The sequence below is a fragment of the Pseudomonas azotoformans genome, assembly GCF_900103345.1.
Lineage (GTDB): Bacteria > Pseudomonadota > Gammaproteobacteria > Pseudomonadales > Pseudomonadaceae > Aquipseudomonas > Aquipseudomonas azotoformans.
Genome location: NZ_LT629702.1, coordinates 1750710 through 1770981, shown reverse-complemented (window position 1 = coordinate 1770981; position 20272 = coordinate 1750710). Strand labels below are relative to the sequence as shown.

Below are 20272 nucleotides of genomic sequence, written 5' to 3'. Positions count from 1 at the left end.
GGTCAGAAACTCAAGGGTGGATGGGTACGTTTGAAGGAGTAGCCCGAGGCACTCAGGCCGTTGACCTGGCGGCTGACGGTGTCACCCAGGCCATAACCGTTGCCGGCGAGTACGGCGTGGGCGTTGTCCACCGGCAGCAGGATGTAATCGGTCAAAGGCTCATCGTGCAGTTGGCCGCGAATCACCAGGAAACCTTCTTCCAGGCGCACGCTGATGCCGCTCAACGGCGCATCGGGTTCGTGGGTGTTGAGCACTTGGTAGGTACCGACGGTGTCGGCCCAGGCCATGGGCAAGGGCGGCGGGTCGATGCGTTCGCCGATGGCGATGCGTTGGCCGTGGCTGCGCGCGGTGAGCATCTGTCGGCCCTGCACAGTGATCACATCCAACTGCACGCGGCCGAGTTCGCCGAGGTCCTTGAGCCAGAACCCGAGGACTTTCTTTTGCGCGCGCAGCCAGCCGTGATCGTCACGCAGCAGCTCGAAGTCGTAGCCGGCCAGCTCGCCGCGCAGCCGACCAGCGTTGTCCCGGATGCGGAACACGCCCCAGGCAGTGGCGTAAAACCCGGACAGGCGCTGGCGGTCGATGGCGGCCGGCACCTGGCGCAACTTGAGCCCGTGTCGGGGCGCCTGGCACTCGTCGCTGCACACCGCCTCGCCGGTCTGCGCCTGGAGCATCAGGCGCAGGGTGTCGGTGGCCAGGTTGGCGACCAGGTCTTCGGCATTGCTGTCATTGGCCATGATAATCACCGCCAGCTGCTGGTCCGGCAGCAGGGTCAACTGCGCGGCAAAATCATCGCCGCCACCACTGTGCTGGTAGGTGCGTATTCCCGGCCCAACCGGCTCGTCACCGCACGGCGCGAGAAACCAGGCCAGGCCGATCCGGCAATCAAAGTCCAGGGCGTTGCCGGTGTTTTGCTGGGTGAACATTTCATCGATGGAGCGTTGGTTCATCACCCGGTTGCCCTTGTACAGGCCCTCGGCGAACAACATCTGTACGTAATGGCTGAGGTCCTTGGGGCTGGCCCACAAACCGCCGGCCGCCAGGTCACGCACCTGCGCATCGGTGCTGGCCACGCCTTCCTGGTAGCCCTGGGCGCGATAACCCGCCTGTACTGCGGTGCCGATAAAACTCGCCTGGTTCATCTCCAGCGGCTTGAGCAGGCTGTGTTGCAATTGAGCCTCGAACTCCCGGCCGCTGCTGCGTTCGATCGCCGCGCCGACCAGCGCATAACCCAGGTTGGAATAGGCCACTTGGGTGCCGGGCGGTGTGCTCAGCCAAACACCGGACACGCGCATCGGCATCTGCCCCATGGCATAGCTGTTGCGCAGGTCGCGCAGGTGCTCGCTGGGCAGGCCGGATTGATGGCTGAGCAGGCGGCGCAAGGTGATGTCGCGGTCGGCGGCCTGCTGGTCGGTGTGGAAACGCGAGCGTACATAGAACTCGCGCAACGTCTGTTGGATCGGCGCGTCCAGCGCCAGCCGCTGCTGTTCAACCAGTTGCAGGGCAGCGCTGGCGGTGAGCAGCTTGGAGATCGCACCGGCGCGAAACGCCGTGTTCGGCGTCACGGGCACGCCCAGGGTTTTGTCGGCCATGCCGAACCCGCGCGCCCAGATCAACTCCTGCCCGTTGACCAGTGCAATCGACAAACCGGGCACATTGGCCTGGGTCATATCCCGGGGGATGCGGGTTTGCAGGTAGCGGATGATCGCGCTGTAGTCGCCCTTGGGGATCGGCGGCGGGGTAGAGGCTTGCCCCTGGCAGCCGATGCTGCCCAACAGGCAACCGAGCAATGGAATACCGCGCAACGTGCGAAGCATGATGAGCACCCGGCAGGTGGTTTGGATGCTCGAATGCTAGGGGCGTGGCGCCCGGGGGTCTTTGACAGCTTTGTCGAGAAACTGTCAAAGAGTGTTAACGGGCCAGCCCATGCCACTGCGCAATGGATTCTTCGTGGGGGCTCTCATGGGCACGGCTGACTCCTGATAAGAACATGTAACAACGCTTTGCTAATACCTTGGCCTCAGGCAAGATTCAGCGCTTTGGTTTCAGGGAAGACGCCCATGATCGCTCAGTTGCAAAGCGCTGCCGCGCAAATCCGCCATGCTGTACGTGCCGCCACCGAAGGCTTGGTGGGGCGCGAGCAATTGGCCGAACTGATCGTGCTGGCGGCGGTGGCCCAGGAACATATCCTGGTGATCGGGCCGCCCGGCACCGCCAAGAGCGCCGTGGTGCGGCGCGTCGCGCAGTCCATGGGCGGGCGCTATTTCGAGTACCTGCTCGGGCGCTTCACCGAACCGTCCGAGCTGTTTGGCGCAGTCGACCTGAAAAAGCTGCGCGAAGGCACGGTGGAAACCGATGTCAGCGGCATGCTGCCCGAAGCCGACATCGTGTTTCTCGACGAAGTCTTCCTGGGCTCCACCGCGATCCTCAATACCTTGCTCGGCGTACTCAACGAGCGGCGTTTCCGCCGTGGCCACACCCAGGTGCAATGCCCGCTGCGGGTGTGCGTCGGCGCGGCCAACGGCCTGCCGGACGATGAAGCGCTGGCGGCCTTTGGTGACCGTTTCCTGTTGCACCTGTTTGTCGAGTCGGTGCCGGACAACCAATTGGAGGCCATGCTGGCCGGTGGCTGGCAGTCGGAGCAACGCCCGGTGCAGCAGTTGCTGGGCCTCACGCAACTGGACACGCTTGGCCATGCGTTGAAAAACGTCGACCTGGCCGCCGTGCGTCCCGCCCTGGCCCAGGCGGTTCGTCATCTGCGTGAAGCCGGCATCCAGTTGTCTGACCGACGCATCGTCAAATCCCAACGCCTGATCGCCGCCGCCGCGTTGCTCAGCGGCCGCCTCGAAGCCAGCGACGCTGACCTGTGGCCGCTGCTGTACGTGTTGCCGACCCAGGCCACCCAACAACAGGGGCGTGAGGTGTTGCGCGACCTGTTTGCCGCGTCCAGCAACAGCCATCTGTTCAGCGCAGTGGAAGAGGCTACATTGCAGCCGATGTCACGTTTGAATCGCCTGCTGGAAACTGCCGAAGACTATCTCGCCCGTAGCGAACCGCCGACCAGTACGGCGCTCGAAGGGTTGTTGCGCGAGATTGATGCGAACTTCAACAGCCAGACGATGCCCGAGCCGTTGCAGCAGGCACGGGGGCAACTCACACGTTTGCTGATACCTGCCGAATGAGTGCGTTGACCCATCCTTGGCGCTGGCGCTCACGCCAGGCACCCGTCGAGGCGCAAGCCGCCGTGGCCTGGGGTGACGCGGCACGCCGGATGCTCAGGCGCCTGGCGCTGCTTGAGCCTGAACACGCCGCGCGTCTGCACGCCACGGCCAACGGTGAGGTGCTGGTGGTGACGGGCTCGACGGCCGATCTGCCGTGGGTCGACGGCGTGGCTTACGCGGCCCCCAGCGCCAGCGCGCCACACCTCTGGTTGCCGACCAGTTGGGAGCCGGATGTGCCCCAAGACCTGCTGGGCCAGGCCGTTTCCGCACGCTTCAAGCGTTCGCCGCTGCTGGTGTGGCATGAGCCAGCGGCCGTCGTCCCGTTGGACCGCTTGCTGGCCGTTTCGCCTGCCCTTGTGCAACGTATCGCTGATTATTGGGGAGTCAGCCATGCAACTGCCTGAGTCGCTGCAACCCTGGCGGCACTGGCTGGAGTGGTTTGCCCCGGAACAGTTACCCGTGTTCGCCGACCTGCTGGGCCGCCTCAACCCGCTGTTGGGACCGCTGCGAGGCCTGCACCAGGGCGGTGTGCCGGAGCCCGACGGCCTGGGCGACCTGCACCGGCGCGGCCCCTATGAGCGTCTGCTGTCCAGCGAATGGCTGCTGGCCGATGAGGTGCCCGATGAGTTCCTGCGCCGGGCGGTCGGCGGCGAGCATATGTTCCTTGCGCCGCAGTACCGCGCCCAGGCGGCGAACCGCCTGATCGTGGTGTTGTTCGACGCCGGCCCCCTGCAATTGGGCGCCGCGCGCCTGGTACACCTGGCGCTGCTGATATTGCTGGCGCGGCGAGCCGAGGAGGCGGGGGCGCAATTGCGCTGGGGCATTCTGCAAGGCACGCCGGTGTTGCATGAGCTGGACTCGTCGGCGCAACTCAAGCGCTTGCTCGAAGCCCGCACCTATGAGGTCGCGAGCGACACTCATTGGCTGGCTTGGCGTGACGCCCTGGCCGAACATCGGGTGGGAGAGTGCTGGGTGGTCGGCCAGCGCTTGCCGCCTACCGATTCCAAGACCTGCACCCACCGCGTGCAGATTGCGCGCAATCTGGACGGACGCAGTCTGTCTTTTGCCTTGCAGTCACGACGCGTTTCGCTGCCCATGCCCGACGAGCAACAGGCGGTGCGCCTGCTCAAGGGCCAGTTCGATAACGCCGCGCATACCCCGCCGCCCACCGCCAGCGGGCGGGTGGCGCGGGTGGCTTTGACATTGCCACCGATCATCTCCGGCTCCGGCAACTATGTTGCCCTGCGCCTGCTCGACGAACATGGCATGGCGGTGATCAAGCTGCCGCACAAAAACCAGAAAAAAGCCCTGGAGGTACGCCGTCGCCTGTGGGGCAAACACCAGCATGTGTTTGCCGCCGCGTTTAACTATCGCAGCCTGGGTGCGGTGCTCGGTGATGGCCACATCCTGACCTTCTGGAATATCCCCGGCCTTGTTTCCTCCAACAAACCTGCACGCGAAGAGCTGCACTTGCCACCGGGCACCGCGACCTTGCTGCCCGCGGTGTGGCTGCGCGGCCAACAAGCGGAACGTCTGTATGTGCTCGATACAAATGGTCAACTCGCCCACTGGCAGCGTCCCGGTCATGGACCGAGGGGCGCGTTTTTCTCGGTGACCAACAATGTCATAGGCTTGGCGCAGCTGGATGCCCTGTTGTTGGTCTACGCCCGCAGCGAGGCCGGGCAACTGGTGGCGTACCCCGCAACGGCCTCCGGTGTCCGCAGTTCCGGCTATGCGGTCGGTGCAGCGGCCGGGGTCAGCCAGGTACTGTTCGCCAGCACCGCCCACTGGAAGTACACCTTTGGCGGGTGCGCATTACTCACTCACCATGACGGCCGCCAGAGTTGGCGCCTGGTGACCCACGACAGCTTCCCCGCGAAAAAGGCGCAGATCGACTTGGCGCCGGGCTGGAGTGCTATCGGCCTGCATCACCACGTGGCCGCGCAGGAGTGCTATGCACTGGTACTGCTGGGCCCGAACCAGCACACGGTCGGCCTGTACTCGGAAGGCCAACAACAGACGCTGTTCACCACCTCTGCACCGATTGCCCGTGCGAGCTTCTGCCCCATGAGCGGGCTGGTGGCGGTGCTGACCACCGCCCGGGAACTCCTGGTGTTCAACGTCACCGAGCGCGCCATGCGTTTGCAAGTCATGTGCGACCTGAAACAAGAGCCTGCCCATGCATGAGCACGAACCCCTGCTGATCCGCCGACCGCTGCTGACCGGCCACCAGTCCATCGACGGTGTGTGGTTGCCTGCCGACCGCTTCACCACGCAGGAGCGGGCTCGCCTGATCCTCGGACACTGGCGCACGGGCGCCGCCGCCTACCGTTTTGCCGACGGAGATGTGTTGCAGTTCAGCGCGCCCGTCGCGCTGGATTGCCAGACCCTTGCCGGCTGGCCGCTGGTCCGCCAGGGGCGTGGTTTGTGTTCGGCACGGCTGACCGCTGAAGAGCTGCGTGCTTTACCCGCCGCCGACCTGTGGCTGGTGCGTGGCAGCCAGGTGCACGCCTTGCAGTTGCGCGACGCCGAGGTCCTTGAACCTGGGTTGTGGCTGGAGATCAGCGCCTACACCTTACTCGATACCTTCGATTGTCATGCGCCGGTTGCGCTGCTGCTGCCGGTGCCGGACATCACCGATGTGCGTGAGATCCTTGGCGGCTTGGCGCCGGTCAGTCCCGAGCAGGAAGCCGTGATCCGCGCGTTGCTGGAGCGTCAACCGCCAGCGCCGAAAGCAGCGCCTCCCAAGGCGGCCCAGCCATGGGCCAGTGAGGCGCCCGCGCAGTACCCGGCGTTGAAACTGGGCGCTACCCTGGCGTTGGTCGCCGGGTTGATCTGGATGGCCACTCATAGCCAATCCCAACCCTTGACGCCGATTCCTGCTGCGACCACTGAAGACATCAGCCGCGTGATCCTGGGCATGTTGCTAGGCGCAACGGTGTTCACTGCCTTATTGATGGGCATCAACAAATACCTGCGCCGAGGCGTGCGGCCCGTCGGCGCCGCGCCTTCGGCACCGGCTGGTCCGGGCATCGCCGAGCGGGCCAGACCGGCTCGGCAGAAACCCTCCGCCTGGCGCCGTTGGCTGACCCGTCTGACCGAACATTCAAAACTCTCCAGGCTCTACGGCAAACGCCAGGCCGCCTACATGCAGCGCATGCTGGAGATGTTCGAGGACGGTGATTTTGCCGAAGCCTTGCGCCATGCCATTCCTTTGGGCGGCCAGGAGCCGGAGGCTGAACAGAACTTCGGCACGCCGCAGCGGCGCCAGGACCTGACCCTCAGCCAGCAGAGCGGGCCAGGCCGCGCCTATCACTTCGAACAAAGCCTGACCGAGCACCTGCGCGAGGTCTATCGCCGCTCCTACGAACGCCTGGCCCGGGAAAACCGGATCGAAGAAGCGGTATTTGTCCTCGCCGAACTGCTCAAGGAGCGCCAGGAAGCCCTCGACTACCTGGAAAAACACGCACGTTACCAACAGGCTGCCGACCTGGCCCTGGCCTGGGACATGCCGTCGGCGGTCATCGTGCGTTTGCTGTGCCTGGCCGAGAACTGGCAGCGCGCCTTACTGGTGGCGCGGCGTGACGATGCATTTGCCGATGCCGTGGTGTTGCTCCAGGCCAGGCAGCCGCAGATTGCCGAGCGTTTGCGCCTGGAGTGGGCCGAATCGCTGATCGCCAAGGGCCTGTGGCTGCAAGCCGTCGAGGTGGTGTGGAGCCTGCCGGATGAGCGCCCGCGTGCTGCGCAATGGTTGCTCAATGCCGAAGCGGCCGGAGGGCGGCTGGCGATGGGAGCCTTGGTCAAACGCGCGATTCTGCTGCCGCAGACCCTGGAAGCCTACGGGCCGTGGATCGAACAGTTGCGCGACGCTCCCGACCGACACGCCGAGCGTGATGCCCTGGCGCACGCCCTGTTGGCGCACAAATCCGATGCCGCTGCCCTGAGTTGGCTGGCCGGTGCAACCGTGCACGCGGTGATCGCCGACCAACTCAGTGGTCGCGGCGGGCTGAATTTCAATCAGCTGCAAGCGCTGGTCAAGATGAGCCGCGATAAATTATTGCAGGCGGACTTGCCTGGCCAGGCCCTGAAGCGGCCTGCCATGCGCTCGTTGGTACGGGTGGGCGATGCGCTGGAGTGGACCGCCCCGACCCAGGGCAGCCGACCGATATACGACGCGGTGGCGCTGGATGACGAGCGTTACCTGGTGGCGCTGGGCGAGGCCGGTGCGATGGTGACGGATGCCAGCGGCCAGCCACTGTTCCACTTCGCCGTGCCGGCCCAGCGGATTGTCCTGGCTCACAGTCGGCAGATGGCGCTGGTGCTGGCCCGGCGTGACCGGGTATGGCGTATCAGCAAGCTCGACCTGGTCAACCGTACCGCCACCGACCTGGGCGTGCAGGTGCTGGAGGTGTTCGCCGAGCAGTTTGACGGCAGCACCTGGACCCTCGGTCAGGACCGGCAACTGCGCGTGGTGGACGTGGATCGCAACTTTCAGACCCTGTGGCATGTCAGCGACTTGCCGGGGGCGCTGCGCGCGCTCAAGAGCAACGAACATAATGAGTTTCTCTGGCTCTACAACCCGCGCGAGGGTGTCGAACGCTGGCACTATCGCTTGCCTGAGCGTCGCTTGGCCGGGCGCGATCCGGCATCCGCGCAGTCGGAGGAGAGCCACGCGCTGTACTGTGCACTCGACCAAACCATCGAGTACGGGATCAGGTGTCGCGATGACGAAGAGCCGACGCTGATCCTGGATGTCAATGGCAACCGCAAGGGGTATCGCATGCCGGGCTGTGACGAAGGTTTCTTCGACGGCGACCCGGTGCGCATTGCCCTCGACGCGCAGTGGTTGGTGTTCGGCTATATCGCCGGCGAACGCGACACGCGCTGGCACTTTATCCATCGCGCCAGTGATCACCTGTGTGCGGTGCTGCACTGGCCTCGTTACGAAGTGAACATCCGTCGCACCGAGGACGGCTGGCTGTTATTCGACGACCAGGGGCGCTTGAGCCATGTCACCGTGGACGGTGCGCGTCTGCGTAACCTCAGTTTGCACTGACCGAGTCCGGCATCAACGTGGCGATCAACGCGCGAATGGTGCCGGGTAACGCCTCCAGCTCCCGCACCAGGATGCTGCGCTCGCGGATTGCCCAAGTCTCATCGAGCTTTACCGCCACCAATTGCATGGTGCGACTGTGGCGCACGGCGGCGGACTCCGGAATGATGCCGATGCCCACACCGGCTTCGACCATCCGGCAGATCGCCTCGAAACTCGACATCTGGATGCGCAGCGACAGCTGTTTGCCCAGTCGCTCGACGTGTTCACGCAAGAAGCTCAGCAAAGTACTGCCTTCATGCAGGCCGATATGCTGGTAGGCGAGGGTCTGTTCCAGGGTGACGGAGGGTTGTTCCGCCAGCGCATGCCCCACCGGCACCATCAGCACCAGTTTATCCGTGCTGAAGTGCAGTACCTGCAACCCCGAGGCTTCCACGGGGCCGGCGATGATGCCCATGTCGCTGGTGCCATCCAGTACGCCGCGCACGATGTCGCGGGACAGGCGCTCCTGCAGGTCCACGGTCACGCCGGGGCGCTGGGACAGGAAGCCCGCCAGCACCTCCGGCAAGAATTCGGTGACCGCCGTGGTGTTGGCGAAGATGCGGATATGCCCGGCCGAATCCACGCCGTATTGGGTGAATTCGCTCTTCAGGTAATCCACCTGGCGCATGATCAACCGTGCATGGTGCAGCAGGCGCTCGCCGGCCGGGGTGATCTCCACGCCACGGCTGTCGCGGTACAGCAGGCGCGTGTCGAGTTGGCCTTCAAGCGCCTTGATCCGCGCACTGGCGGCGGCCGGCGAGAGGAACGCGCGTTTGGCGCCCTGGGTCAGGCTGGGGGATTCGGCGATGTGGATAAACAGGCGCAGGTCGGCCAGATCGAAGTGCATGCAAGACTCCCGGGACAGGATGGCGGCGTTCAGCATAACCGAACGCTGGTTTATTGAAATGCAAATTCCCGGAACGGGTGCGTCCTTGCATGATCCGGGGCAGACACTCACTGCCCGAGGACCTGCACCCGATGAGCGCCACCGATTGGATCGGCCGAAGCGAAACCGCCCACGACCACCTCAGCCATAACCTGCTCAAGCGTATAGCCGCCACCTTTGGCGAAGCCGTGCCCGAAGACGGCGCGGATATCCCGCCGCTGTGGCAGTGGTGTTTCTTCCAGGACCCACTGCCGGAAACCGCCCTGGGCGGTGATGGTCATCCGGCCCGTGGCGGCTTCCTGCCGCCGGCCGACAACCGCAATCGCATGTGGGCCGGTGGGCGCATCGAGTTCCTGCATGCACTGCGTGCCGGTGAGGCGGCGACCCGGGTGTCGACCATCACCCAGGTCGAAGAAAAGACTGGGCGCACCGGCGCGCTGCTGTTCGTCACCGTGCGCCACGACTACTCCCAGCAAGGCCGCCTGGCGATCCGCGAGGAACAGGACATTGTCTACCGCGAACCCACGCCGCCCAAATCGGGCAGCGGCGAGGCGCTGGGGCAGGGCGAGTGGTGCGAAACCGTCGACCCCACGCCGACCCTGCTGTTTCGCTATAGCGCGGTGACCTTCAACGGCCACCGCATTCACTACGACTACCCCTACGTCACTGGCACCGAAGGCTACTCCGGGCTGGTGGTGCACGGGCCGCTGATCGCCACCCTGAGCCTGCGTGCGTTTTGCCGCGCCCATCCTGAAGCCACCTTGCGCCGGTTTGCCTATCGCGGTGTGCGCCCATTGATTGCGCCGCAACCCTTCGAAGTGGGCGGGCGCGTCACCGAAACCGGCGTTGCCCAACTGTGGGCTGGCAATAGCGATGGCCTGGCGCAGCAAGCCCAGGTGAATTTCGAATAATCCAAGAACAACAGGCGGAGAGCCGCAGATGAACCCGAATGACAACGAAGAACTCAACGCCATCCGCGAAGGCGTGCGCGCCTTGTGCGCTGAATTCGATGCCGCTTACTGGCGCAGGATCGATGAAGAGAAGGGCTTTCCCGAGGCTTTCGTCAAGGCGCTGACCGACGCCGGCTGGCTGTCGGCGATGATCCCCGAGGAATACGGCGGTTCCGGCCTGGGCCTGGCCGAGGCCTCGGTCATCCTCGAAGAAGTGAACCGCTGCGGCGGCAACTCTGGCACCGTGCATGGCCAGATGTACAACATGTTCACCCTGTTGCGGCATGGCAGCGAAGCGCAGAAACGCTTCTATCTGCCCAAACTGGCCAGCGGCGAATTGCGCCTGCAATCGATGGGCGTGACCGAGCCGACCACCGGCACCGATACCACCAAGATCAAGACCACCGCGATCAAGCGCGGCGACAAGTACGTGATCAACGGCCAGAAGGTGTGGATCTCGCGGGTCCAGCATTCCGACCTGATGATCCTGCTGGCGCGCACTACGCCGTTGGCCGAGGTGAAGAAGAAATCCGAAGGCATGTCGATCTTCCTCGTCGACCTGCGCGAAGCCATCGGCAACGGGCTCACCGTGCAGCCCATCGCCAACATGGTCAACCACGAGACCAATGAGCTGTTCTTTGACAACCTGGAGTTGCCGCTGGACAGCCTGATCGGCGAAGAGGGCAAGGGTTTCAAATACATCCTCGACGGCCTCAACGCCGAACGCACGCTGATCGCCGCCGAATGCATCGGCGATGGCCGCTGGTTTATCGAAAAGGCCAGCGCGTATGCCCGTGACCGCGTGGTGTTTGGCCGGCCCATCGGGCAGAACCAGGGCGTGCAGTTCCCGATTGCCGAAGCGCATATCGAGATCGAAGCAGCAGACCTGATGCGCTGGCGTGCCTGCGAGGAATACGACAGCGGCAAGCATGCCGGTGCCAGCGCCAACATGGCCAAGTACCTGGCGGCCAAGGCGTCCTGGGAGGCGGCCAATGCCTGCCTGCAAACCCACGGCGGTTTCGGCTTTGCCTGCGAGTACGACGTGGAGCGCAAATTCCGCGAGACGCGCCTGTACCAGGTGGCGCCGATCTCCACCAACCTGATCCTGTCCTATGTGGCCGAGCACCTGCTCGAACTGCCACGCAGCTTCTGAGGGCCCGACCATGAGCCATACCCAAGCCTTGTGTCGGTTCCTGGCGGATCTGCACTACGCACAGTTGCCTGAAAACGTCCTCGCGCGCACCGAAGACCTGTACCTGGATTGGCTGGCCTCGGCGCTGGCGAGTAAAGGGGCGCACCCGATTCCGTTGTTCGAGCGCTATGCCCAGAAGATGGGGCCGAGCAGCGGCCCGGCCCAGGTGATCGTCAATGGCACCAGCAGCAGCGCCTACTTCGCCGCGTTGGTCAATGGCGCTTCATCGCACCTGGTGGAGCAGGATGACCTGCACAACAGCTCCGTGTTGCACCCGGCGACCGTGGTATTTCCGGCTGCTTTGGCCGCCGCCCAGGACCTGGGCAAATCCGGGCGCGACTTGCTGCTGGCCTCGGTGGCCGGTTACGAAGCCGGTATCCGCATCGGCGAATTCATGGGTCGTTCCCACTACCGCATCTTTCACACCACGGCCACCGTCGGCACCCTGGCGGCGGCGGTCGCGGTGGGCAAGTTGCTGGATTTCAACCAAGAACAATTCATCAACCTGCTCGGCAGCGCAGGCACCCAGGCCGCCGGGTTGTGGGAGTTCCTGCGCGATGCCGCAGACTCCAAGCAACTGCACACGGCCAAGGCGGCAGCGGACGGGTTACTCGCCGCTTACCTGACGGCGGAGGGGCTGACCGGTGCACGCAATATTCTTGAGGGCGACCAAGGGCTGGCGGCGGGCATGTCCAGCGATGCCGAGCCAGGCAAGTTGTCCGCCGGCCTGGGCAGTCGCTGGGCATTGCTGGAGACCTCGTTCAAGTTTCATGCGTCGTGCCGCCATACCCATCCTGCGGCCGATGCGCTGTTGGAGCTGATGCAGCGCGAACAGCTCGCCGCCGCCGATATCGCCCGCGTGGAAACCCGCGTGCATCAGGGCGCCATCGATGTGCTGGGGCGCGTGAACGTACCGGCCAGCGTGCACCAGGCCAAGTTCTCCATGGGCACTGTGCTGGGCTTGATCGCGGTGCACGGCAAGGCGGGGCTGACTGAATTCCATGAGCTGGCACTGACCGACCCGGCCGTCTGCGCCTTTCGCGACAAGGTCAGCATGACCCTCGACCCCGAAGTCGACGGCGCCTACCCGCAACGCTGGCTCGGCCGCGTGACCGTCACCACGCAGGATGGCCGCACGCTGCACGGCGCTATCGACGAGCCCAAGGGCGATCCGGGCAACACCCTGAGCCGCACGGAGCTGGCGGACAAATTCCAGCGCCTCGCCCAATTCAGCAACGCCCGCACACCGGCCCAGGCCAACGCCCTGATCGACAAGGTCTGGGATTTGCGCAACACCACGTCCATGGCCCACTGGCTCTGAGGAACTGTCATGACTAACCCAAGACCGCTGGACGGCATCACCGTTGTCAGCCTGGAACATGCGATTGCCGCGCCATTCTGCACCCGTCAGTTGGCGGACCTGGGCGCCCGGGTGATCAAGATCGAACGCCCCGGCGCCGGTGACTTTGCCCGTGGCTACGACGAACGTGTGCGCGGCCTGGCCTCGCATTTCGTGTGGACCAACCGCTCCAAGGAAAGCCTGACCCTGGACCTCAAGCAGGACGAGGCGGGCGATATCCTCGACACCTTGCTCGCGGACGCCGATGTGCTGGTGCAAAACCTCGCGCCCGGTGCGGCGGCACGCATGGGCCTGTCGTTCGAGGCGCTGCATGTGCGTTTCCCGCGGCTGATCGTCTGCGATATTTCTGGCTATGGCGAGGGTGGGCCGTACGAGAAAAAGAAGGCCTACGACCTGTTGATCCAGAGCGAGGGCGGTTTTCTCTCGGTGACCGGCGGCCCTGGCGACGACCAGATGGCCAAGGCCGGTTGCTCCATCGCTGATATCTCGGCAGGCATGTACGCCTACAGCGGCATCCTTTCGGCGCTGCTGCTGCGCGGCAAGACCGGCAAGGGCAGTCGCATCGACGTGAGCATGCTGGAAAGCCTGGTGGAGTGGATGGGCTACCCGATGTATTACGCCTTCGACGGCGCCCCGCAGCCACCGCGTGCCGGGGCCGCGCATTCGACGATCTACCCCTACGGCCCGTTTCCCACCGGCGATGGCGGCACGGTGATGCTGGGTTTGCAGAATGAGCGTGAATGGGCGGCGTTCTGCGACAAGGTGCTGCTCACGCCTGAATTGGCGACGGACGAGCGTTTCAGCGCCAACTTCAAACGCTCGGCGAACCGTGAGGTGCTGCGCCAGATCATCGTCGACAGCTTTGCGCAGTTGGATGCCGAGGCGGTGATCCAACGCCTGGAGGACGCGCAGATCGCCAGCGCCCGGGTCAACGATATGCAGGGCGTATGGGACCACCCGCAACTCAAGGCCCGTGACAGCTGGCGCGAGGTCGATAGCCCGGCGGGTCCGCTGCCGTCGCTGTTGCCGCCGGCCCGCAATGCGGCGTTTACCCCGCGCATGGACGGCGTTCCGGCGCTGGGCCAGCACAGCCAGGGCATTCTCGACCGGCTCGGTTACTCCGGCGATGCCATCGACAGCCTGCGTGCACGCGGCGTTATCTAAATAAGGAATTCTGTGATGCCAAAGCCATTGGTGCGTTCGGCGTTGTTTGTACCCGGTAGCCGACCGGAACGATTCTCCAAAGCCCTGGCCAGTGGGGCCGATGCGGTGATCGTGGATTTCGAGGACGCGGTGGAAGAACCGCTCAAGCGCCAGGCGCGGGATAACCTCGGGGCGTTCCTGACGGCGAACCCTGCTGCCCAGGTATGGGTGCGCATCAATGCGCCGGAGCATGCCGAGCACTTCGAGGATGTGGCGTTCTGCAAAGCCCATGTGAATGTGGCGGGGGTGTTGCTGCCCAAGGTTGAAAGTGCCGCGCAAGTGGCGGTGGTTGCCGCCACCGGCAAAGTGATCTGGCCGATTATCGAAAGCGCCCGTGGCTTGCTGGCCGTGGCCGAGATCGCCCATGCGCCGCAGGTGCAGCGCCTGTCGTTTGGCGGGCTGGACCTGGCGCTGGACCTGAACCTGAGCAGCAACTCCGCGGCCGCGCAGTTCGCCCTGGACCAGGCGCGCCTGGCGCTGATTGTGCATTCGCGGGCGGCGGGTTTGGTCGCGCCGTTGGACGGCGTACACCCGGCCATCGATGACCCGGAAGGCCTGCGCCGTTCGATCCGGCATGCCTATGAAATGGGCTTTGCCGGGGCGCTGTGTATCCATCCCAAGCAGGTGGCGGTGATCCATGCAGCGCTCGCACCGAGCGCCGCAGACCTGGCTTGGGCGCAGCGGGTGGTGGACGCCGGCGCCCATGGCGCAGGGGCCTACCAGATCGATGGGCAGATGGTGGATGCGCCGGTGCTGCTGCGGGCGCAACGACTTCTGGCCGCCTCTATCTAGCTGGAGAAACCGAATCAAAATGTGGGAGCGGGCTTGCTCGCGAATGCGGTCTATCAGTTACCTATAAATTGACTGACGCTCCGGCGTTCGCGAGCAAGCCCGCTCCCACATTGGATCGCTGTTGTAGCTCAGATTGGCGTTCGGCCACGCCGAACGCAGGTATCTAAAATTCGAAATTCACTACACGCGTCACATCAGGCACCTTGCCTTACAACACAACAATAAGAAGGTGATTTTCCATGCTCAAGCTCTCCCGGGCGCTGCTGTGCGCCGCCACCTTGTTTGCCGCAGGCCTGGCCCAGGCGGCGGACCCGATCGTGATCAAGTTCGCCCACGTGGTGGCCGAAAACACCCCCAAAGGCCAGGGCGCGCTGCTGTTCAAGAAGCTCGCCGAAGAACGCCTGCCGGGCAAGGTGAAGGTCGAGGTGTACCCGAACTCGTCGCTGTTCGGCGATGGCAAGGAAATGGAAGCGCTGCTGCTGGGCGACGTGCAGATGCTGGCGCCGTCCCTGGCCAAGTTCGAGCAATACACCAAGCAGGTGCAGATCTATGACCTGCCGTTCCTGTTCAACGACCTGGCCGCCGTCGACCGCTTCCAGGCCGCCCAGGGCAAGGAACTGCTGACCTCGATGCAGGACAAGAACATCCTCGGCCTGGCCTATTGGCACAATGGCCTCAAGCAATTGTCCGCCAACAAGGCGCTGCATGAGCCCAAGGATGCCCGTGGCCTGAAGTTCCGCGTACAGGCCTCCAGCGTGCTGGAAGAGCAGTTCAAGGCGATCCGCGCCAACCCTCGCAAGATGAGCTTCGCCGAGGTGTACCAGGGCCTGCAGACCGGCACCGTCAACGGCACCGAGAACACCTGGTCGAACTATGAAAGCCAGAAGGTCAACGAGGTGCAGAAGTACTTCACCGAGTCCAACCATGGCCTGATCGACTACATGGTGATCACCAACGCCAAGTTCTGGAACGGCCTGCCACCGGACATCCTCAGCACCCTGGAGCAGATCATGGTCGAGGTCACCGTCGAGGTGAACAAGCAGGCCGAAGCGCTGAACCAGTCGGCCAAGCAGAAGATCGTCGACGCCAAGACCAGCGAAATCATCGAACTGACCCCGGAGCAACGCCAGCTTTGGCGCGAAGCCATGCGCCCGGTGTGGCAGAAGTTCGAGGGTGAGATCGGGGCTGATCTGATCAAGGCCGCGGACGCCTCCAACCAGTAATTGCGGTGTGTACCGACTCAAAATGTGGGAGCGGGCTTGCTCGCGAAAGCGGTGGGTCAGTCACCAGGGCTATCAACTGAAGGACTGTATTCGCGAGCAAGCCCGCTCCCACATTTGATCTCGGTACCACTCCGAGCCTTGCATTACCCATCTCTTTTTCGCGAGGTTTTGCCATGCAAACGCTAAGGCGCGTCTGGGAGCACCTGGAGGAAGGTTTCATTGCCTTCCTGCTGGCCGCCATGACCCTGGTGACATTTGTCTACGTCATGCTCAACAACATCTACACGCTGTTCTTTGCCCTGTCTGACAAGTGGGCCTTCAGCAGCGCCTTTTTCGGCGCCCTGGGCGACCACACCATGACCTGGGCCCAGGACATGACCTGGAGCGTGGCGCTGACCAAGGCCATGTTCGGCTGGCTGATTTTCTTCGGTATTTCCTACGGCGTACGCACCGCCGGCCACCTTGGCGTGGACGCACTGGTCAAGCTGACCAGGCGCCCGGTGCAACGCTTGCTTGGCATGCTCGCCTGCCTGTGCTGCCTGGCCTATGCCGGGCTGTTCATGATCGCCAGCTACAAATGGGTCAGCGCGGTGATGACCGCGCATATCGGCGCCGAAGACCTTGACCAGTACGGCATCGACGTCGGTGACATCGTGATCATCGTGCCCATTGGTTTTGCCATGGTGTTTATGCGCTACCTGGAAATTTTCTACCGCATCTTTACCCACCGTCAGGTCGGGTTGGGGCTGGCCGACGAGGCCGGTGAGGCCAGCAAATTGGCCGGCAGCCATGAGGAGCGTCACTGATGGCCGTTCTCTGTCTGTTTCTGCTGTTGTTCGTGTTTATGTTCCTCGGCGTGCCGATCGCGATTTCCCTGGGCTTGTCCGGTGCCGTGTCGATCCTGATGTTCAGCCAGGACTCGGTGAGCTCCCTGGCGATCAAGCTGTTCGAGACCTCCGACGCCTACACCTTCCTGGCGATTCCGTTCTTCCTGCTGTCCGGTGCGTTCATGACCACCGGCGGTGTGGCACAGCGCCTGATCGATTTTGCCAACGCCTGTGTCGGGCATATCCGTGGCGGCCTGGCCATTGCGGCGGTGTTGGCGTGCATGCTGTTTGCGGCGCTGTCCGGTTCGTCACCGGCGACCGTGGCGGCGGTAGGTTCGATTGCCGTGGCGGGCATGGTGCGTTCCGGCTACCCGAAGGAGTTCGGTGCGGGGATCATCTGCAACGCCGGCACGCTGGGCATCTTGATCCCGCCGTCGATCGTGATGGTGGTGTATTCGGCGGCGACTGAAACCTCGGTCGGCAAGCTGTTCATGGCCGGGGTGATTCCGGGCCTGTTGCTGGGCCTGATGCTGATGATCGCCATCTACATCGTCGCACGCATCAAGAAGCTGCCGGCCCAGCCCCGGGCGACCTTCCGCGAATGGCTGACCTGCGCACGCCGCGCCTTCTGGGGCCTGTTGCTGCTGGTGATCATCCTCGGCGGCATCTACAGCGGCATGTTCACCCCGACCGAAGCGGCAGCGGTGGCGGCGGTGTACTCGGCGTTCGTGGCGTTGTTCGTCTACAAGGACATGAAGCTGCGCGACTGTCCCAAGGTGCTGCTGGAATCCGGGCGCCTGGCGATCATGCTGATGTTCATCATCGCCAATGCGATGCTCTTCGCCCATGTACTGACCACCGAGCAGATTCCCCAGGAAATCACCGCATGGGTGATCTCCGAAGGGCTGACGCCGATTGGTTTCCTGATCATGGTCAACGTGGTGCTGCTGGTAGCGGGCAGCTTTATGGAGCCGTCGGCCATCGTGCTGATCCTGGCGCCGATCTTCTTCCCGATTGCCATGAAGCTGGGTATCGACCCGATTCACCTGGGGATCGTGATGGTGGTGAACATGGAAATCGGCCTGGTGCACCCGCCGGTAGGGCTGAACCTGTTCGTGACCTCGGCGGTGACCGGGTTGACCCTGGGGCAGACCATCCGTGCGGCGCTGCCGTGGCTGATGATCCTGCTGGTGTTCCTGATCATGGTCACGTACTTGCCGTTCATTTCGCTGGCGCTGCCGCACTGGCTCGGGATGTAACCCAACTTGCAGGAGCCGGCAAGCCGGCTCCTGCAGGGCGTGTGCATCAGTGGTCCAGCGCACTCAAGATCGCATGGGCGACCTTTACCCGTTCGGCATTCGGGTAGTTCTTGTTGGCCAGGATCACTACGCCGATGTCCTTGCTCGGCACGTACGCCACGTAGGCGCCAAACCCACGGGTCGAGCCGGTCTTGTTGTACAGCACGTTGGCCGGTTGCGCCTGGGCCGGGGTTAACCATTTCACTTTGTGCGGCTCCATCGCCATCGGTGTGGAGTTGCCCTCCATCAGCGCTTGCAGCGTGATCGGGTAGGGGTAGTACTCCCAGCCCAGGCCCTGGGTCATGCCGTTCACCGTGTAGTAACCGGTGTGGGTGGTGGCGATGGCCTGTTGCAGCGGTTTCTCCAGGGTTTGCGGGTGCATGTTCAGCATTACGTACCGCGCCAGGTCCTGGGCGCTGGTCTTGATGCCATAGGCTTCGCTGTCCAGCGCGCCGGGGCCGACGCGTACCGGTTTCTGGTCCTTGTCGTAGCCTTGGGCGTAGGTCTGGGTTTTGTCTGCCGGTACGCTGACATGGGTGTTCGTCAGGCCCAGCTTGGGCAGCAGGGTTTTCTCCATGGCGACGTTGAAAGGCTGGCCCAGGCTTTGCGCACTGAGGTAGCCGAACAGGCCAATGCTGGGGTTGGAGTAGAGACGCTGTGCACCGGGTGCGTAAGTGGGTTTCCAGCGCTGGAAGTAAGCGAGCATGGTGTCGGCGCTGTCGGCGGCGTCCGGAAATTGCAGTGGCAGGCCGCCGGGTGTGTAGGTGGCCAATTGCAGCAGGCTGATGCGGTCGAAGGCACTGCCCTTGAGTGCGGCGAGATGCTGGCTGGCCATGTCCGACAACTTCAGCTTGCCGCTGGCCGCAGCGTAGCCGCCGAGGGTGGCGGTGAAGGTCTTGCTCACCGAGCCGATTTCGAACAGCGTGTCTTCGGTAACGGGCTGTTGCTTGTCTTTGTTGGCGACGCCGTAGTTAAAGTATTGCACCTTGCCCTTGTTCACCACGGCTACCGAGAGGCCGGCGATGCCTTGCTGCTGCATCAGGGGTTCGACGCTGCTGTCCACGACCTGGCGCAGGTCGGTGGCGGCCATGCAGGTGCCGGAGCTGATAAATAAGGCTGAAATCAGCAAATGTCTAACGTTGGAGTTCATGGGTGTTCGCTTCCATGTAAATGATGCACTGACGATCGGGGCCTGCGCAGGCGTGGCAAATCTAGTCAGGTTCGGCCCCTGCGGCAAACGATGATATCTTGCAGCTGCCATTAGAAAATCTAGGGTAGACAATGCTGCGTTCCCATTTGCCCCTCAATGCCCTGCGCGCGTTCGAGGCGTCGGCCCGGCACCTGAGCTTCACCCGGGCAGCCATCGAGTTGTGCGTGACCCAGGCTGCGGTCAGCCATCAGGTGAAAAGCCTGGAGGCGCAACTCAATGTCACCTTGTTCAAGCGCCTGCCACGCGGCCTGATGCTGACGCGTGAAGGTGAAACCCTGCTGCCGGTGTTGCGCGAGTCCTTCGACCGCATCGCGCATACCCTCGGTCAGTTCGAGGGCGGCCACTACCGTGAGGTCCTCACTGTCGGGGCGGTCGGCACCTTCGCGGTCGGCTGGTTGTTGCCACGCCTGGCGGACTTTCAGCAGCGCTACCCGTTTATCGACTTGCGCCTATCGACCCACAACAACCGCGTCGATGTTGCCGCCGAAGGCCTGGATTACGCGATCCGTTTCGGCGCCGGCGCCTGGCACGGTACGGATGCCTGCGAACTGTTGGGAGCCCCGCTCAGCGTACTCTGCATACCGCAACTGGCCGAACAGTTACACGCACCGGCCGATCTGTTGAAACACACCTTGCTGCGTTCCTATCGCGCCGATGAGTGGAACCTGTGGTTTCAGGCCGCCGGTTTACCCGCCGACACCCTGCTGCCGCGCAGCATTGTGTTCGATTCTTCGCTGGCGATGATGGAGGCGGCCTTGCAAGGCCTCGGCGTGGCCTTGGCGCCGGCGATGATGTTTGCGCGGCAACTGGAGAGTGATGTGATTCGCCAGCCGTTCGACGTTGGCATCACCACCGGCAGTTACTGGTTGACGCGCTTGCAGTCGCGGGCTGAAACGGCGGCGATGCTGGCGTTCAAGGGCTGGTTGCAGGACAGGGCGAAGGAGGGCTGAATCGCTTTTTTTGAAACATAATGAAACATTCGTCGAGGGCGAGCGCTCTACCGCAACACCTGCAC

The 20272-nt window shown here is 63.7% G+C and carries 16 protein-coding genes; 13 read left to right on the top strand and 3 right to left on the bottom strand.

Going from position 1 to position 20272, the window contains the following annotated elements:
• Window positions 1-2 precede the first annotated feature (2 nt).
• Window positions 3-1817, bottom strand: a complete 1815-nt coding sequence (locus BLR69_RS07490) for a serine hydrolase domain-containing protein (protein WP_071495369.1) — start codon at window positions 1815-1817, stop codon at window positions 3-5.
• 243 nt (window positions 1818-2060) lie between these two features.
• On the opposite strand from BLR69_RS07490, the gene BLR69_RS07485 reads away from it, so the two are divergent.
• From BLR69_RS07485 to BLR69_RS07470, 4 genes are read left to right on the top strand one after another with little or no spacing between them, the layout of a single operon-like run.
• Window positions 2061-3182: an AAA family ATPase gene (locus BLR69_RS07485; protein WP_071495370.1), complete on the top strand. Its 1122-nt coding sequence runs from the start codon at window positions 2061-2063 to the stop codon at window positions 3180-3182.
• Window positions 3179-3625, top strand: a complete 447-nt coding sequence (locus BLR69_RS07480; RefSeq protein ID WP_071495371.1) for a bpX5 domain-containing protein — start codon at window positions 3179-3181, stop codon at window positions 3623-3625. The genes BLR69_RS07485 and BLR69_RS07480 overlap by 4 nt, the downstream gene beginning before the upstream one ends.
• Window positions 3612-5408, top strand: a complete 1797-nt coding sequence (locus BLR69_RS07475; RefSeq protein WP_071495372.1) for a hypothetical protein — start codon at window positions 3612-3614, stop codon at window positions 5406-5408. Before BLR69_RS07480 ends, BLR69_RS07475 begins: the two co-directional genes overlap by 14 nt.
• Window positions 5401-8277, top strand: a complete 2877-nt coding sequence (locus BLR69_RS07470) for a bpX6 domain-containing protein (RefSeq protein ID WP_071495373.1) — start codon at window positions 5401-5403, stop codon at window positions 8275-8277. The genes BLR69_RS07475 and BLR69_RS07470 overlap by 8 nt, the downstream gene beginning before the upstream one ends.
• Here BLR69_RS07470 and BLR69_RS07465 read toward each other — a convergent pair.
• A complete protein-coding gene (locus BLR69_RS07465; protein WP_071495374.1) occupies window positions 8264-9163 on the bottom strand; it encodes a LysR family transcriptional regulator in 900 nt (299 codons plus the stop codon). The two genes, BLR69_RS07470 and BLR69_RS07465, sit on opposite strands and share 14 nt — an antisense overlap.
• Window positions 9164-9294: 131 nt before the next feature.
• Between BLR69_RS07465 and BLR69_RS07460 the strand changes: the two genes are divergently transcribed.
• The 8 genes from BLR69_RS07460 to dctM all read left to right on the top strand — a co-directional run bounded on the left by BLR69_RS07460 (window position 9295) and on the right by dctM (window position 18008).
• A complete protein-coding gene (locus BLR69_RS07460) occupies window positions 9295-10113 on the top strand; it encodes an FAS1-like dehydratase domain-containing protein (RefSeq protein WP_071495375.1) in 819 nt (272 codons plus the stop codon).
• Between the two features lie 28 nt (window positions 10114-10141).
• A complete protein-coding gene (locus tag BLR69_RS07455) occupies window positions 10142-11305 on the top strand; it encodes an acyl-CoA dehydrogenase family protein (protein ID WP_058424085.1) in 1164 nt (387 codons plus the stop codon).
• 10 nt (window positions 11306-11315) lie between these two features.
• A complete protein-coding gene (locus BLR69_RS07450; protein ID WP_071495376.1) occupies window positions 11316-12665 on the top strand; it encodes an MmgE/PrpD family protein in 1350 nt (449 codons plus the stop codon).
• 9 nt (window positions 12666-12674) lie between these two features.
• Window positions 12675-13868: a CaiB/BaiF CoA transferase family protein gene (locus tag BLR69_RS07445; RefSeq protein WP_071495377.1), complete on the top strand. Its 1194-nt coding sequence runs from the start codon at window positions 12675-12677 to the stop codon at window positions 13866-13868.
• Between the two features lie 15 nt (window positions 13869-13883).
• Window positions 13884-14699: an HpcH/HpaI aldolase/citrate lyase family protein gene (locus BLR69_RS07440; protein WP_071495378.1), complete on the top strand. Its 816-nt coding sequence runs from the start codon at window positions 13884-13886 to the stop codon at window positions 14697-14699.
• Between the two features lie 239 nt (window positions 14700-14938).
• A complete protein-coding gene (gene dctP, locus BLR69_RS07435; RefSeq protein WP_071495379.1) occupies window positions 14939-15922 on the top strand; it encodes a C4-dicarboxylate TRAP substrate-binding protein DctP in 984 nt (327 codons plus the stop codon).
• A gap of 173 nt (window positions 15923-16095) precedes the next feature.
• Entirely contained in the window at window positions 16096-16728 is a 633-nt protein-coding gene (locus BLR69_RS07430) for a TRAP transporter small permease (RefSeq protein WP_071495380.1), read from the top strand.
• Entirely contained in the window at window positions 16728-18008 is a 1281-nt protein-coding gene (gene dctM / locus BLR69_RS07425) for a C4-dicarboxylate TRAP transporter large permease protein DctM (protein ID WP_058424079.1), read from the top strand. Before BLR69_RS07430 ends, dctM begins: the two co-directional genes overlap by 1 nt.
• Before the next feature lie 46 nt (window positions 18009-18054).
• Here dctM and ampC read toward each other — a convergent pair whose 3' ends face one another.
• Window positions 18055-19197, bottom strand: coding sequence for a class C beta-lactamase (gene ampC, locus BLR69_RS07420; protein ID WP_071495381.1), 1143 nt, complete (start codon window positions 19195-19197; stop codon window positions 18055-18057).
• A gap of 131 nt (window positions 19198-19328) precedes the next feature.
• Here ampC and BLR69_RS07415 point away from each other — a divergent pair, with 131 nt between their 5' ends.
• Entirely contained in the window at window positions 19329-20207 is an 879-nt protein-coding gene (locus tag BLR69_RS07415; RefSeq protein WP_071495382.1) for a LysR family transcriptional regulator, read from the top strand.
• The last annotated feature ends 65 nt before the right edge of the window (window positions 20208-20272 follow it).